Source organism: Lacunimicrobium album (assembly GCF_052161635.1).
Classification (GTDB): domain Bacteria; phylum Planctomycetota; class Planctomycetia; order Planctomycetales; family Planctomycetaceae; genus SXPC01.
On sequence record NZ_CP197413.1, the window covers coordinates 5,291,275 to 5,305,909 of the forward strand.

At 54.9% G+C, this 14,635-nt stretch carries 13 protein-coding genes and 1 tRNA gene; 4 read left to right on the forward strand and 10 right to left on the reverse strand.

The features are described 5' to 3' along the window. The first annotated feature begins 6 nt into the window (after nt 1-6). Nucleotides 7-450, forward strand: coding sequence for an ExbD/TolR family protein (locus SH248x_RS21245; protein WP_459556337.1), 444 nt, complete (start codon nt 7-9; stop codon nt 448-450). Then, on the forward strand, nt 450-2,666 hold the full coding sequence (locus SH248x_RS21250) for a prenyltransferase/squalene oxidase repeat-containing protein (RefSeq protein WP_459556338.1): 2,217 nt from the start codon (nt 450-452) through the stop codon (nt 2,664-2,666). Before SH248x_RS21245 ends, SH248x_RS21250 begins: the two co-directional genes overlap by 1 nt. 114 nt (nt 2,667-2,780) lie before the next feature. Here the strand turns inward: SH248x_RS21250 and SH248x_RS21255 are convergent, their stop codons facing one another. The 10 genes from SH248x_RS21255 to SH248x_RS21300 all read right to left on the reverse strand — a co-directional run bounded on the left by SH248x_RS21255 (nt 2,781) and on the right by SH248x_RS21300 (nt 12,487). Then, nucleotides 2,781-3,677 (reverse strand): TIM barrel protein, encoded by an 897-nt coding sequence (locus tag SH248x_RS21255; RefSeq protein ID WP_459556339.1) that lies wholly within the window; start codon nt 3,675-3,677, stop codon nt 2,781-2,783. Nucleotides 3,678-3,779: 102 nt separating this feature from the next. Then, the gene (locus SH248x_RS21260) at nt 3,780-5,792 is read right to left on the reverse strand and encodes a PQQ-dependent sugar dehydrogenase (protein ID WP_459556340.1); all 2,013 of its coding nucleotides are present in this window, start codon (nt 5,790-5,792) and stop codon (nt 3,780-3,782) included. Nucleotides 5,793-6,115: 323 nt separating this feature from the next. Beyond that, nucleotides 6,116-6,346 (reverse strand): small basic protein, encoded by a 231-nt coding sequence (locus tag SH248x_RS21265; protein ID WP_459556341.1) that lies wholly within the window; start codon nt 6,344-6,346, stop codon nt 6,116-6,118. Nucleotides 6,347-6,412: 66 nt separating this feature from the next. After that, nucleotides 6,413-6,486: transfer RNA gene (locus tag SH248x_RS21270), tRNA-Ile, on the reverse strand. A 147-nt stretch (nt 6,487-6,633) separates the two neighbouring features. Beyond that, nucleotides 6,634-7,122: an Ig-like domain-containing protein gene (locus tag SH248x_RS21275; protein ID WP_459556342.1), complete on the reverse strand. Its 489-nt coding sequence runs from the start codon at nt 7,120-7,122 to the stop codon at nt 6,634-6,636. 87 nt (nt 7,123-7,209) lie between these two features. Continuing rightward, nucleotides 7,210-8,388: a DUF1559 family PulG-like putative transporter gene (locus SH248x_RS21280; protein ID WP_459556343.1), complete on the reverse strand. Its 1,179-nt coding sequence runs from the start codon at nt 8,386-8,388 to the stop codon at nt 7,210-7,212. A gap of 83 nt (nt 8,389-8,471) precedes the next feature. Next, on the reverse strand, nt 8,472-8,879 hold the full coding sequence (locus tag SH248x_RS21285) for a hypothetical protein (protein WP_459556344.1): 408 nt from the start codon (nt 8,877-8,879) through the stop codon (nt 8,472-8,474). Nucleotides 8,880-8,917: 38 nt separating this feature from the next. Then, on the reverse strand, nt 8,918-9,877 hold the full coding sequence (locus SH248x_RS21290) for a DUF1559 family PulG-like putative transporter (protein ID WP_459556345.1): 960 nt from the start codon (nt 9,875-9,877) through the stop codon (nt 8,918-8,920). Between the two features lie 396 nt (nt 9,878-10,273). Beyond that, on the reverse strand, nt 10,274-11,041 hold the full coding sequence (locus SH248x_RS21295; protein WP_459556346.1) for a carboxypeptidase regulatory-like domain-containing protein: 768 nt from the start codon (nt 11,039-11,041) through the stop codon (nt 10,274-10,276). Between the two features lie 630 nt (nt 11,042-11,671). Next, nucleotides 11,672-12,487, reverse strand: a complete 816-nt coding sequence (locus SH248x_RS21300; protein ID WP_459556347.1) for a hypothetical protein — start codon at nt 12,485-12,487, stop codon at nt 11,672-11,674. 363 nt (nt 12,488-12,850) lie between these two features. On the opposite strand from SH248x_RS21300, the gene argH reads away from it, so the two are divergent. Further along, nucleotides 12,851-14,266, forward strand: a complete 1,416-nt coding sequence (gene argH, locus SH248x_RS21305) for an argininosuccinate lyase (RefSeq protein WP_459556348.1) — start codon at nt 12,851-12,853, stop codon at nt 14,264-14,266. Beyond that, complete coding sequence (locus SH248x_RS21310; RefSeq protein ID WP_459556349.1) at nt 14,263-14,601, forward strand: alkylphosphonate utilization protein; 339 nt, start codon at nt 14,263-14,265, stop codon at nt 14,599-14,601. The genes argH and SH248x_RS21310 overlap by 4 nt, the downstream gene beginning before the upstream one ends. Nucleotides 14,602-14,635 lie beyond the last annotated feature (34 nt).

A 14,635-nucleotide genomic window follows, 5' to 3' on the forward strand; every position in this document is an offset into this window, starting at 1 on the left:
CCCGATATGCCATTGCGCCCTACTGACGATGAAGAAATCGATATCAAGCTCGCGCCGATGATCGATGTCTTCATGCTGCTGATGATTTACTTCATGGTTGTCAGTCAGTTCACCAAGATGCAGAACAAAGAGCGTCAGTTTGAGATCAAACTTCCGACGGCTGCCTCGGCACAGCCATTGACCGCCCGTCCGGATGAGATCGTCGTCAATGTGGACAAAGCCGGAAAGTTTTACGTGGGCGAAGAACCCGTCACTCCCGAACAACTCCAGCAGCGTCTCCAGGAAGCACAGAAGAATTACGCCGAACAGGAAGTCATGATCCGTGGTGATGGAGGAGGGAACTATCAGCATATCATGGACGTCTTAGCGATCTGTCACCAGGTGAAGATCACCAATATCAAACTCGCCAATACGGCCAAATCCAACACCAAGCCGGGAGCCACGAACTGATGGGTTTCGGACTGAAGGCATTCATCGAGGCACTCGCCGGCTGGTTCAATACCACCCCGGCGCAGGTCGAACAGACACTGTTCGGGGCGCTCGTTGTCGGCTTCATTTTCGCGACCGTGCACCTGGTCACCATGCTGATCACCCGCTGGGGCGATCGGAATACGAACGCGAAGGCGCTGTTTTTCTCGCTGCTTGTTCACGTAACGAGTGGATTTGGCGTCGTCGTTTTTGCTCCCGAGCCTGTGCGCAATCTGCTCATGCCAGCGACGAAAGAGGAAGTCCCGATTCCTCAGGAAATCAAAATCGTCTCCGACGACCCGCGACCTTCGACACAGCCGGGGAATACTCCCGTCTGGGAAGAGATGACGGAAAAGCCCGTCGAACTCGCGCGGACCGAACTGGAGAAAATGCCGACGCCGGAAACACAACTGCCCGAACGAAAGTTCAATGAGATCGACTATTCCAAAGTCGAAATGACTGACGTCCGCCCGACCCTGAAAGAAGCCATCAATGTCCCTGATGCCATGCGGATGGCAGAGCAGGCGCCCGACAACGAAGCCGCCCGCGCGATGGCCATTGATGATCCTTTTCAATACCAGCCCCAGTCGACTCCTTCCCCGCCATCAAATGCCAGCCGGATGGAAGTGACTTCGTCAGCGATCGCGCCGGAGAATTACAATCGGCAGACCCAAGCCGGCAGTGTTGACCGCCTCGACATCGATATTCAGCCTCAGCTGCGCTCGATCGATGCTCCGATCAGTCCCGATAGTGACCTGATGCGTCAACCCAAAGCCAACTTCGATAACATCGTGCGACGAGAAGCCCCAACGCCAGCGACGTCGATGCTGCCAGAGGTCGGGGAACTGGTCGTCGGTACTGCCACCGGATCACAAAGCAGTTCTCCTGCCACGACTCGGATGAGTCCACGATCATCGCAGGCGGCTAATCCCATTGCGGACAGTCCTCTGACTCGCACGATGAGAAACACCACACCGACGCTGACGACGCCTGATTCTCCGACCGCCATCGCCTCGATCACCTCACCCGATAAAGGGATGCCCGATGTCCCCGCCATTGCCCGTCCGGAGTTCGATACAATCCGTCCCGGCAGTGCCTCTCAGGTTCCGATGACCTATCGACTCCGCGACCTCAGTCAGCGTGGCGAAAATGCCAAACGCTATGGCGGGACGATTGAGTCGGAGAAAGCCGTCGAAGAAGCCCTTCGCTGGCTGGCCTCCGTTCAGGAGAAAGAAGGGCATTGGCACGGAGCAAAGTTTGGCGCAGGGACCGTGCAGTTTGATTCGGAAGGGGTTGATCGCCTGCGTGCCGGGCAGAACGCCGATTCCGGACTGACGGCCCTCTGCCTGCTTTGTTTCCTGGGAGCCGGGTATACCTCGGACGAAGGCGAGTATGTCGACACCGTCAGCCGCGCAACAGAATGGCTGGTCTCTCATCAAACCGACGATGGCTACCTCGGTGCCACGGCGACCAAGTACGAATCCATGTACTGCCACGGCATGGCAACGTACGCCCTCGCAGAAGCCTGCAGTCTGCAATCCAACCCCGGCGCGAACATCAGGCTGCGTAACGCGGTCGAAAAAGCGACTCGTTACATCATCGCCCATCAGGACCCCAGTGGCGGCGGGTGGCGTTATGTTGCTCAGCAGGAAGGGGACATGTCGATGTTCGGCTGGCAGCTCATGGGCTTGAAGTCCGCCGAACTCGCAGGGATACCCATTCCCCAGCAGAACCGCAGCCTCATGGTGAAGTTCCTGCGCGATCGCAGTCGTGGTGACAATTTCGGACTGGCTGCCTACCGCATCAACGATCAGATCACCCCCGCCATGACTGCGGAAGCCCTCTTCTGCAAACAGATGCTCGCGATCAAACGCGATAACCCCGCCTGCAAAGAAGCAGTCGAATATCTGCTCAAGAACCCGCCACGACGCCTCGATCTGAACCTGTATTACTGGTACTACGGCACACTCGCGATGTACCAGTACGGCGGCGAAGAATGGGACACGTGGAACAATAACCTCCGCGATCAGCTCGTCACGATGCAGACCAAGCAGGGCCCATATGCCGGCAGTTGGGAACCGCGCGATGTCTGGTCAGGCTACGGCGGCCGCCTTTATTCGACAACGCTTGCGACACTGTCGCTGGAAGTCTATTACCGCTTCCTCCCGCTTTATCGCATGGATCAGCCGAATCCGTAGGGGCCGCTGTGCGGACCGTGAATCGACTCGGAGATCACAGCAATCGTTGTCCGTTACCGCAGCTTCAATACGTTACTTGGAAACATTCCGCATTGACGGTCCGCACAGCGGACCCTACACGTCGCAGACCATTGCGGCGTGACGCAGTGCGAGTTCATGATCATCCCAGTTCGGGATGAATTCATGCGCGACGTATCCCGTGTAACCGGTCGCGAGGATTTCTTTCATCACAGCCGGGTAGTTGATTTCCTGGGTGTCGTCCAGTTCGCAGCGTCCCGGGTTGCCAGCCGTGTGATAGTGGCCGATGACGTCTTTGTATTTGCGAATCCTGCGGATGACGTCGCCGTTCATGATCGAGACGTGATAGACGTCGAAGAGCAGCTTCATGTGGGGCGAATCGACCTGCTTGATCAGATCGACGCAGAAGTCGACATCATCGCCGAAGTAGCCCGGATGCCCCTTCATCGGATGGGAGTCATCTTTGCTGTTAAGGTGTTCAAGAACGAGGGTGATGTTCTTGGATTGGGCGAGCGGGATCACCTGTTTCCAGACGTCGACACAACCCTGGGCCGCTTCGTCGCGGTCGATCCCCTCGTACTTCATCCCGGTGAAGGTGATGACTTTTTCAATCTGATGTTTCGCAGCGACCTCGATCGATTCACTCAGCTGATCGACGGTGAATTGTCGGTATTGCGGATCACAAGGTCCTTTGGCGAAACCGTGACCACCATGGCCCAGCGAGATCTGCAGTCCCATCTCCCTGACTTGCGGATAAAGATCAGGCGAGATCCCTTCCATCGCGACCAGGCCAATCTCCTGACAGAGTTTCGCGAGGTCGAGCATTTTCATGCGGTCGTTATAAGTCCAGCCCATGATCGACTGGCGGATCCGACCATGGCGTATACGGAAATCAGCAGCGGCAGCCTCACGAGGAGGTTGAGCAAATGACGTCTTCGCTCCTGCCGCGAGGAGGACACCAGCAGACGTCGAGACGAACGTGCGTCGATTCATCACAGCAGCCTTGAGCAGAGGCAATGAGCGGGAATGTCTGCGAAACGACTTTGTAAGCAAAATGCCCCCGGTGATTCACCGGGGGCTAAATATCAAACACTATTACTTCGCCACGAAGCGATAAATCGCTTTGCCGTCGCCGCTGTAGGTCATGATATAGACTTCGCCGTCTTCATCTTCGCCCAGGGACATCCAGGCTCCTTTGATCGCAGCGATCGGCCGGTTGGCGGTGACGCGTCCCTTCTGAGCATCGTAGGTCAGACCCCAGACGAGATTCGAGACGTAGTCCGAATACAGGTAAACCCCATCCAGAGCAGGGGACTTCTTGCCGCGATAAACCTGACCGCCGGTGATCGAGCGACCGATGTCGTGATAGTACTCCCAGATCGGTTCGAGCATGCCGGGGTTCACATCGACACCCTTGGCACCGAAGGGGTGGAACGATTCACGCAGGCTCCAACCGAGGTTGGCACCCCGAGTGACGATGTTGATCTCTTCGAACAGGTTCTGGCCGACTTCAGCGGCCCACAGGTCCCCCGTCTTGCGATCGACCGACAACCGCCAGATATTGCGCACGCCATAGGCAAAGATTTCTGGCTTGGCACCCGCCTTATCAACAAATGGATTGTCGGCTGGAATCCCATAGCCACTCTTCCGCTTCTGAACGTCGAGTCGCAGGATCTTGCCGAGATGTGTGCCCAGGTTCTGGCCGTTTTCATGCGGGTCATTGCCTGCACCACCATCGCCCACGACTACATAGAGGAAACCGTCCTGGCCAAAAACCAGTGTTCCGCCATCGTGGTTCCAGTAAGGGTGAGTAATCTTCAGCAGGATCTCTTCGGAGTTGATATCGGCTTTGTTGGGATCATTTTTCGAAACGCGGAAACGAGAAACAACGTTGGTGTGTTCTTCGTTCTTCAGGGTATAGAAGACGTAGAACTCGCCACTTTGTTTATAGTCTGGAGAGAACGCCAGACCGAGGAAACCTTCTTCATTCTGGCGGTCGAGATAACGATTGCGATCCGACAGGTCGAGGAAGACTTTTGTTTCGGTGTCGCCTTCCTTGAAGACGTGAATCGGGCCTTGCTGCAGAGGGACGAAGATGCGTCCGCTGCCATCGCCCGCGTGAGTCAACAGAATCGGACGGTGTTGAACAGGACGACCGCTTTCGCTGCCATCATCCCATCCGGTCCATTTCAGATTCGGAAACGCAACTTCGAGGCTGACATTCTTCATCGGGGTCGCATCAACTTCAAAGCCGGGAATCTGCTTGGGCATCGCGACGATCGAGCCGTCCTTCTCATTGACGGCAAGAATGCGGTTGTTGGTGTTATCGATACAGAGATCACTAAACGACTCTGCATTTTCTTTGATCACAACGGGCTTCTGTCCAGGACGAGGAATCCCCCACAGCGTCTTCGCCGAGCTTGACGACAGGAACAGCTGGCCAAAGTCATCCCAGGTAATACCGTTAACGTCTGTGAGTCCTGATTTGATGACGTCGCTGGAATCGCCCGTTTCCAGATTGATGCGGTACATCAGCCCCTTCTGGTCAGCGACCAGCGCGAAGGAGTTGCCATCAAAAGCAACGCCGCGTGGTTCTTCCATGTTCTTGATCTTAGTATCGTCATAGACGGTGACTCGCTTGCTGCGGACATCGACCATGTACACCGCGCGACGAGCTTTGCTTGAGTCATCGGCATCACTGATCACGAGTCGATCTGCTTTGGCATCAACGATCGAGTCAATGCAACGCAGCAGCTTGGCTTCGCCCGGAAAGTCATCGGCTTCGAGATACGTTTCGACATGGCCATTCATTGTGACCTTTTTAACCTGGCCCTTATCACAGACGAACAACGCCTCTTTCATCAGCGTGATGCCGCGAGGATCATCGAGTTCATCCGCCAGAACAGTCACTTTGCCAGCCTTGATGACGCTGATCTGGCCATCTTTGTCTACGCCGACTTCGCCCGTCTGGGTGACGTAAATCGTCCCGTCACGACCCACACAAACACCAGCGGCTCCCTTGAGCCCGGTCGCGATCGTCTCCGCGTTCGCAGCTTGAATCCATCCCAGGCACGTCACAGCGGCCCACAGCGACAACATTGCTCGCATCGTCGTTCCTTTTAGCGCAAGTTAACAGAGTAACGGTTGATTCAAAGTAACCACCGCACTAGAGGAACGCAAGCAGGGCAGGGGAGTCAGAGAAGACTGGAACGCAGAGCCCGCAGAGGGGAGCAGAGGTCGCGGAGAAGAAAATGACTTTTGGTTGTCTACGGGATTATCCGCTCAATACAAAACCTCTTCCTCAGCGATCTCTGCTCAGCTCTGTGATCTCAGCGTTCCAACCTTCCCTGTCTGTTTGATTGCTTTTAAGCGTGGCGCAACAAAAAAGGGCCCGAGAAGGCCCTTTAGTTGTTCGATCGACTGCCAGAAGATTACTTCTTCTTCTTGTCTTTTTCTTTGTCGTCAGCTTTATCGCCGCCGGCTGCTTTCTTCTTCTTACCGAGAGCAGACTTCAGGACGCGGAATTTTGGCAGGTGAATTGGAGCCTGACCGTCTTTCCAGCTTTCGTTCTCTTTCATCCCTGCAATACGCTCGACGCGCTTCAGGACGTTCCGAGCACGAACCATCGTGTTCTTGATTTTGAGCGTCTTATTAATAGACACAGGTCATTCTCCTGCAACAAGTTGCATCGACCGGAGTAACCCGGTCCAGTGTTCACGAAAAGGAAGTGGGCGTAGGTGGACTCGAACCACCGACCTCAGCTTTATCAGAGCTGCGCTCTAACCAACTGAGCTATACGCCCGCTCGTAATGAAAACGAGGAAGGCTTTGAAACCCTCCTCATTTGTTGGTTAGCAAGGATTGAGTACTATAAAGATGCCTGACCAGTCGAGCAAGTCAATGGCCAGTCCGATTTTGGAATTTCGAAACGCTCGACCATTCTGACACGCCTATGTCGACTTGAGTTCGAAATTAATCTCATTGCTTCCCGTTTTGACTTCTGCGGTCAACTCTCCCGGTTTGCGGTATTTCTCGGGGATCAGCTTTTCGGCTTCTTTCTGCTGTTTGCGGCTGTCGGACCGCGCTTTGGCGTCGGCTGCTTCCGGTCCACCTGCCCCCTGCTTATCGTAAATGCTGGGGGCTTCCTGGGACTCGGTGCTGGCGCCGACACCTTCCGGATTGACCTGAATGGTGACATCATGAGTACCGAGGAGGGCACCCTTCCTTGTGGAATAGATCAAATGGTAATTGCCATCCGCATCAGTCGTTCCCAGCGAAGCGCGTCCGCCCTGTTTCGGAACGAAGGTCACGATCGAATTTGCCAGAGGCTTCCCATCAATTGTGACTTTCCCATCCACAATGCCCAAGGGAACCTCAGACGAACTGCAGCCATAGCATCCGATCGCTAACGCGACTGCCAGAAAATGAAAACGGTTCATAGTCGCCCTTAATGAATAGAAACGAGGGGGCGAATTGACTCGTCCCCTCGAAATTGTGAAGAACTGTTGCTGCAAAGAAATGCCAGCTTAGAACTCGCCGAGGACCGCTCCATCGTTCTTGCAGCCAAGGTTGCCCCATAGACCGTATGGTGACGATCCGTAAGGATTACCTTCGTAAGAGGCGCTGGAAGGGTCTTGAGCAGAAGGGTCACCTGAGTGGATGTTCTCTGAGATAAAACGAACGCTGCCATCGCCCAGCGCGACGTTGATCCCGCCTGCGTGACGGCTGGATGGGGTTGCGTAGGTGAAGCCCTGGTCGTTATTGGCGTACGACATGCACATCGGACCGTTCGGCGGGAGAGCCGTCACTGCTGAGATGTAGAACGGCAGTGGGTGCCACGCGCGAGCCCCTGGAGCGCTGGAAGATGGACGCACGGTGCCGGTCAGTTCGTTGGGATTGGCGGGATTGATGCGTGCTAAACAAGCGGACGGACGTGGCGGCCAGACGTTGAGATCGACAGCGACACCCCCCGCGACTTCGTTGGGGCGACCGTCCTTCACCATCTCAGCGAACATCAGCGTATTCGACAGTCCGTCGGTGATGTCGCGGAATTTGAAGACGTTCCCACGGATCCCCGTCAGATCTTGAGGAGTACTCCAGCCGAGGCCGATCGGGCGGAACATGCCTCGGTACGGGAAGACGCCCCCGTCACGGTGCCAGGCGACGTTGTTATCGCCGATGGTGTCACCGACACTGGCTTTGTAGTTGAGTTGCGTGTTCGAGTAAGCGGTATCCTGAACGGCGGGATCGCTGGGGCAGAGAAAGACGGGAATCTGCTGAGTGTAGTATTGTCGAATCCAGGGATCGACCCCATTGGTATTGGAGGCCCAGGGAACAGGCAGAGTGCCGGTTTTCATCTTGGCGAACATGGCGTCATAGAGTGGACTCTGCTCGATGTAAGGCAGCACGAAGATGGTCCAGGGGGTCTGCTGAATATGCCCGCTTGGCCCGCCACCCCAATCCTGATGGCCGAACCAGGAGGCAACCCAGAGAGGCGGAATGCAGTCGTAGACGTCCGCGTAATTGTGGACTGCCAGGCCAAGCTGTTTCAGATTGTTTTTACAGTTCGAGCGTCGAGCTGCTTCCCGTGCCTGTTGAACGGCCGGCAGCAGGATTGCGACTAGTGTCGCAATAATGGCGATAACTACCAGCAACTCAATAAGAGTAAAGCCGTGTTTTTTCGTTCGAAGTCCCTGTCGCGACATGACAATCTCCGAGGGTAGAAATGAAAATAGAAAACGAAAAAGGGGATCTCACCCCAAGAGCGAGATCCCCCTTGAAATGGCGATTACTTGGACGTCAGCTCAAAATTATGCTCTTTGGTGTCCTTATCAACGGTCACACGAAGAGTTGACTGGCGGTTGTATTTGGCGGGAATGTACTGCTCAAGGTTTTCTTCAACGCCACGTTCCTTCAGCTCTTTAGTCACCGGATGTTTAAGATCCGGGCGGTTCGCATAAATCTGGACAGCTTGCTCGCCCGGATTCACTCGGACGCTAAAACTGCCATTGGAGATTTCAGCACCATTGGTTGTCCCTGTGCCGCTGACCGGCATGAAAGAGATCGATCCTTCTGGGATCGGCTCTCCGTCAAGAGTGACTTTTCCTGTCAGTGAGACTTTCCCATCGGATTTTTTCGCACAGCCTGCAAACGCCAGGCACATGACACACAGTAGAGTGATTCTGAGAATAGGCATGAGGTTCTCCTGGAGCGCTTTCAAGGACGTTAAATCAATCAGTTGTTGAAGCTGGTGACTTTGCCACCTTGAGTCGTGGAGGCTTCTCGCCATTCTCGCAGATCGATGTTCTCGCTGACGAATCGCACGGATCCATCACAAAGGGCCGTTTGAACGCCACCCTGGTGGAGACTCATCGAGGCGAAGGTCGCCGATCGCCAGTTGTTGTTCAGGTGGCATGGAAGCTTACGTCCAGAGAAATCATCGTTCGCGCCCCAGCATCGTCGACCCGAGTCAATCGAAGCAGTCGTGTTTGGAGACAGGTAGGTCGTGAACCCTGCACCAGCGGCCAGGGTTGGCGTAGCGTAACCACCTTGCCATCCGTTGGAGTTCTGGTTGATCGGTACTTCGGCGACCAGCAAAGTGTTGCTCAGACCATCGATTACGTCGGCGAATCGCTTACATTGTCCCATTCGGAATGGGGCACCTTCAAAGTTATAAGTCCAAACGCCGTCCCAGTTGTTAGGGTTTTCTTGGCCGATATTTGAGTTACCCATGTTAGCCGAGTAGCTCAAGCGACGAGTCCCCCAATCGAATGCCCCCTCTTCGCCGACGACAGAGTTTTCTGATGGGCAAACCATGGTTGGTATCAGAGCAAGACGTGCCTGACGGTTGACCGAACTGGCACCACCGCCGTTCGGGCGGAACCGGAAGTCAATCGTGTCATACAGAGCCGATTGCTCAATGTACGGCAGAATGCGGGCGTACCATGAGAAGGTATCGCCATCCCAGCGATCGTCGCCGAAGAGTGGCAGCGTGTTGTTGACGTCGTGATAGTTGTGCATCGCCAGGGCGAGTTGCTTGAGGTTGTTCTTGCAGGTCGAGCGACGGGCGGCTTCGCGGGCTTGTTGAACAGCGGGGAGCAGGATCGCGACAAGGGTCGCGATGATGGCGATCACGACCAGCAATTCGATCAATGTGAAAGCGGATCGCTTGTTAGTGACGCGGCGGAAGTCCATGTTCAAAGCTCCTGAGCAGGAAGAGAAAGGAATAAAGAGATGCTTGTGCCATGTTCCGTTACGATACCGGTGCATTTGACTTGGGTCAACTAGTTCTTATGTAATTTCTCGTCGAATTTCTGTGAATCTTTTCATGGTCAAACGAGGTAAGATGTGTTTCTTCATCAGGGAAAACCAGCACGATGCTCGAAATATCGAAAAATGCCGATTCGTTCACTATGGCGTTTTAGTTTTGATTCTTTGTCAGCCTGAAGACGCATCGGAATGCGGAAATCCGTACTTTGGAGAGGTCTGTGAGGAAACGTTCGCAAAATAATTGTGGAAAATCGTCACGGCAACAAAAAAAGCCAAGACCCCACAGGGATCTTGGCTTATTGGATACGAGATCAACTGCCCTTATTTGGCCTTGAACTTCTCAAGAGCAAATTTCAGTTCGCCAAGGTCAGTCACCTGGCCATCTTTGACACTGACCTTCACAGATCGCTCGAGGTAGCCAGCTCGTTCCTGCCAAATCTTCAGGACGAGATCACCTTCCGGCAGGTTCTTGATTTCGAAGTTTCCTTCGGCATCGGTGACCACCGCATAAGGGTGATCAATGACGAACCAGAACGCCGTCATCCAGGCGTGGATGTTGCATTCTACCTTCATCGGCAGCATCTCAGCCGCTTTGAACTTGAAGTCGTAGCCTTTTTTGTCGTTGGCAACGAGCAGTTGGTTTTCTGGCTTGTTGCGGATCATGTTCGTTTTGACGTTGTGTCCACAGCCGTCTGAATTGACTGCGCGGACAGCTTGATCCGTGCGAACGACGAGAACGTGTGGGACGAAGACGCAGTTGACGTTGTCGAAAACGACTTCTTTTTCTGCAGACTCTTTCAGGTCGGGGTGAATGCTGGTCGGCTTCTTGTCCAGATAGACGACAACGTTGGCGATGCCGCCATCTTTGCCGATGACCAGAGAGTCATCGAGAATCGGCGAGGTCGCTGCACAGACTTCGCCATCTTTTGCGGATTTGCCGGCTTCAACAGCGACGACCGGTGCAGGAGCATCTCCGTTAAGGACGATCTTTCCTTTTACCGAGCCCCAGCCAGCCGCGAAGGTGGTTGTGGTTCCAAACAGCACCGCGAGGGCGCCGAGCATTAGCGTGCGAGCGGACATCAGTCGCATAGTCATCTCCAGTCACAAGGTGGGATTTATTGAGGAGGGGGTGAGGGCAGTTCAGGCGGGAGGGGGGAATTGAGCCTGCTTGCCTCTCGGCGAGACTTGAATTTGTATCACGCCCAGCCGCCTCGTCTATTTGAGTATAGAGAGAATCAGCGTGGATGAACAACCTTCAATGCGATCATTTTACGCCCGCACGACAGATCGGACAGGGTTTATTGAGCGTGATTATCCGTAATTCTGAGCTGATTACCCCCGATGACACGAAATGCGGATCAGGGGGTTCGTAGGGCGCTGTTCAGCTTCGTAGGGTCCGCTGTGAGGCCATTGCTTTGGGTGATCGAATCTTGTTAGCAGCTGTTTCAAAATTCCCAAATGCCAGCCCGGGAGGGCGAGGCTCCGTCCGAGCCGCTGTCCCGCGTTGCAAAGGTTCAAAAGCAAATCGACAGGAATTGATTTGCTGACGCTCAGACAATGTTGAGGCCATCGAAGTCAATCGCATGGCTGAAGTTTCGCAACTCAAAGAAGCGGCTCACACGGAGGTTCACCCTCCCGGACTCGCCGACACTTGCGCTGGAATGACGATCTGCAATCGCTAAGCGGCCGTATTCACGGTCCGCACATCGGACCCTACGTTTAGCGGTAGTAATAGCGGCCGGGGTTGCCGAAGGGGTAGCGTGACAGCCAGGGGCTGTAGACGTTGCGGTGCATCAGGTTGGGGTAGTTTTCGGTCAAGTAGTACGGGCTGTGGAACGGATAGAGGTACGTTCCCGATTGTGTGGAGGTCGGGAAATTCCAGCCTGGGTAGCCCTGATAGCCATCGATGCCGCCCAGGTAATCGAGTCCGCCGAAGCCGTCATCGTTGTTGATCGTGGTGTTGTTGATCGTCTTTGGAATGGGTTTGCCCAGAAGCATCTGAATGACGGCTTCGTTGCGGTACGACGGGTTGGCGAGGTATTCCGTGCGACTGAAGCCGACGCGGTCGTACATCTTGTCGTAGAGTTCGGCCATCGTGTGAGGATCGACGGACGCGGTCGCCTTATCGGCACAGCAGGCGTTCGGACAGGGTTGTGGGCAAGGAGGGACCAGATTGGAAGTCTCGGCGACGGCCATCCCGTCAATCATGTCCGCTGGTTTAATAGCGATGCCAGCCCCGGCAGATTCATCGATCGCGTAGGCTTCAGGCGCTTTCACCAGGCGGTTGCTGGCGGGGTCGTACTCGAATTCGACCAGTTGTGGAGCGACCACATTCTGATTCTGATCGAGGGCGCCCGGGCGGATGACCATCGTCCATTTTTTCGTCATCGGTGAGTTGAGAGCCGGGCCGTCCTTGCTCGATGGCTCTTGAGCGTTGAGCTGCATCGCGGCGAACAACACGCCTGCAGACGCCAGAGCGAGGCGTCGGATCCACGTTTTCTCCTGAACGCCGAGCTGTTGATTGAGTGGCCGCATGTCAAACTCCCGAAACTTGAATCGATCTGAAAAGTGGTGGGTCGTGACGTCCCTGAGGGTTAGTCACAATAGAGGCCCATTTTCAGCAGACCGACGAATCGAATCGGTGTCAATAAAGTCTTCCCAGTTTCACTAACTGGATTCGACGACCTGATGCGACAGATCGTCAAAATCGTCAGAACTGGAATCTTGAGACAGGGAATTTGAACCGCAGATTAACGCAGATGGACACAGATCAGAATCCCCCGGCGACTCGCCGGGGGCTAAATATGCGTGAAGTTCCGCGACATGACGTGAGCGATTCATTAAAATCTGCGTCCATCTGTGTTCCTCTGCGGTTCTAATTTTCTTTGGATTTCGTTCATGTCACAACCAACCAAAGCCTGGGGCGGGCGATTTGCCGTGCCGACGGATAAGCGTGTCGAGCTGTTTACCGAGTCGATTTCGTTTGATGCCCGTTTGGCTCAGTATGATATTCAAGGTTCGATCGCACACTCGCAGATGCTCTCGGAAGTCGGGCTGTTGACGGCCGAGGAGCGGGATCAGATTCATACGACGCTCCAGCAGATCAGCGAAGAGATTCAGCAGGGGAAGATGGAATACTCCCCGTCGCTGGAAGACATTCATATGCATATCGAAAGTGCCCTGATTGCCCGGATTGGTGATACAGGGCGCAAACTGCATACCGCTCGGAGTCGAAACGATCAAGTCGCAACAGACCTGCGGCTGTATGTCCGACACCAGATTGATCTGATGGATGAACTGCTCGAGAAACTGCAGCGGGCGTTTGTCGGGCGTTGTGATGCGGATGCGGATATTGTTCTGCCAGCTTACACCCACCTGCAGCGGGCTCAGCCGGTCATGGCGGTTCATTACTGGTTGGCGTATTGCGAGAAGTTCGAACGGGATCGTCAGCGTCTTTCGGACTGCCGGGCGCGCGTCAATCAGTCGCCACTGGGGTGTGCGGCACTCGCGGGGACGTCGTTGCCGATAAATCGACAGCGGTCGGCGGAGCTGTTGGGATTTGAGACGGTCGCGGCCAACTCGCTGGATGTTTCGAGTGATCGGGACTTTCTGGTCGAGTTCACATCGCATCTGGCGATCATCTCTGCGCACCTGAGTACGCTGGCGGAAGAGTGGATTCTGTGGAACACGACCGAGTTCAGTTTCCTCAAACTGCAGGATGCGTTCACGACCGGTTCGTCGATCATGCCGCAGAAGCGAAATCCGGATGTGCTGGAGTTGATCCGCGGCAAGACGGCTCGCGTGATGGCCGATGCCAACCAGCTGATGATCCTGATCAAGGGGCTGCCGCTGGCGTATAACCGCGATTTGCAGGAAGACAAGCTCGCGGTGTTTGATGCGGTCGATACCGTCTCGGCCTGCCTGGAACTGGCGGCTGTCATTGTCGAAACAGCGACTCTCAACCGGGAGCAGATCAACTCACGTCTGGAAGCCGGTTTCCTCGATGCCACGACCCTGATGGAATACCTGATCCTCAAAGGCGTCCCAATGAGAACGGGGCACGAGATCGTCGGTAAACTGGTCGGTGTCTGCGAAAAACGTGGCTGCAAACTGGCCGACCTGAAACTCGACGAACTCAAACAACACAGCCCACTGATCGGGGACGATGTGTTTGAATCTCTCGGGACGAAGAATGTCGTCGCGAAGCTGATGAGTTACGGAAGCGGCGGGCAGAAGCCGGTGAGCGAGCAATTGGCGAGTTGGAAGGAACGGTTTGCGTTCTCTATCAGCTCAAGCGACAGGATCACAACATGAGCAGCACCCCTCCTTGCCCCCAATGCCGCTACGAATACACCTACGAAGATCGTGGCAAGTGGAACTGCCCGGAATGCAATCATGAATGGACAGCGGATGTCATCGCGTCATCCGAGGAAACTCGGGTCTGGAAAGATGCAAACGGCAACACGCTGACCAATGGCGATACGGTGATGGTGATCAAAGACCTGAAGGTCAAAGGGGCGTCCTCAGTTCTCAAATCGGGAACGAAAGTCAAAAACATTCGTTTGATCGAAGGCGACCACGACATCGATTGCAAGATCGACGGGTTCGGCGCCATGCAGTTGAAATCCGAGTTCGTGAAGAAGGTTTGAACCATCGCGACGGGCGCCACGTTGCGAATCGGAG

Bases quoted from the DNA above. Each gene is read 5' to 3' on its own strand.
- SH248x_RS21290 (WP_459556345.1), bottom strand. From the start codon at position 9,877: ATGGACTTCCGCCGCGTCACTAACAAGCGATCCGCTTTCACATTGATC.
- SH248x_RS21285 (WP_459556344.1), bottom strand. From the start codon at position 8,879: ATGCCTATTCTCAGAATCACTCTACTGTGTGTCATGTGCCTGGCGTTT.
- SH248x_RS21255 (WP_459556339.1), bottom strand. From the start codon at position 3,677: ATGAATCGACGCACGTTCGTCTCGACGTCTGCTGGTGTCCTCCTCGCG.
- SH248x_RS21280 (WP_459556343.1), bottom strand. From the start codon at position 8,388: ATGTCGCGACAGGGACTTCGAACGAAAAAACACGGCTTTACTCTTATT.
- SH248x_RS21300 (WP_459556347.1), bottom strand. From the start codon at position 12,487: ATGCGGCCACTCAATCAACAGCTCGGCGTTCAGGAGAAAACGTGGATC.
- argH (WP_459556348.1), top strand. From the start codon at position 12,851: ATGTCACAACCAACCAAAGCCTGGGGCGGGCGATTTGCCGTGCCGACG.
- SH248x_RS21260 (WP_459556340.1), bottom strand. From the start codon at position 5,792: ATGCGAGCAATGTTGTCGCTGTGGGCCGCTGTGACGTGCCTGGGATGG.
- SH248x_RS21250 (WP_459556338.1), top strand. From the start codon at position 450: ATGGGTTTCGGACTGAAGGCATTCATCGAGGCACTCGCCGGCTGGTTC.
- SH248x_RS21275 (WP_459556342.1), bottom strand. From the start codon at position 7,122: ATGAACCGTTTTCATTTTCTGGCAGTCGCGTTAGCGATCGGATGCTAT.
- SH248x_RS21295 (WP_459556346.1), bottom strand. From the start codon at position 11,041: ATGCGACTGATGTCCGCTCGCACGCTAATGCTCGGCGCCCTCGCGGTG.
- SH248x_RS21245 (WP_459556337.1), top strand. From the start codon at position 7: ATGCCATTGCGCCCTACTGACGATGAAGAAATCGATATCAAGCTCGCG.
- SH248x_RS21310 (WP_459556349.1), top strand. From the start codon at position 14,263: ATGAGCAGCACCCCTCCTTGCCCCCAATGCCGCTACGAATACACCTAC.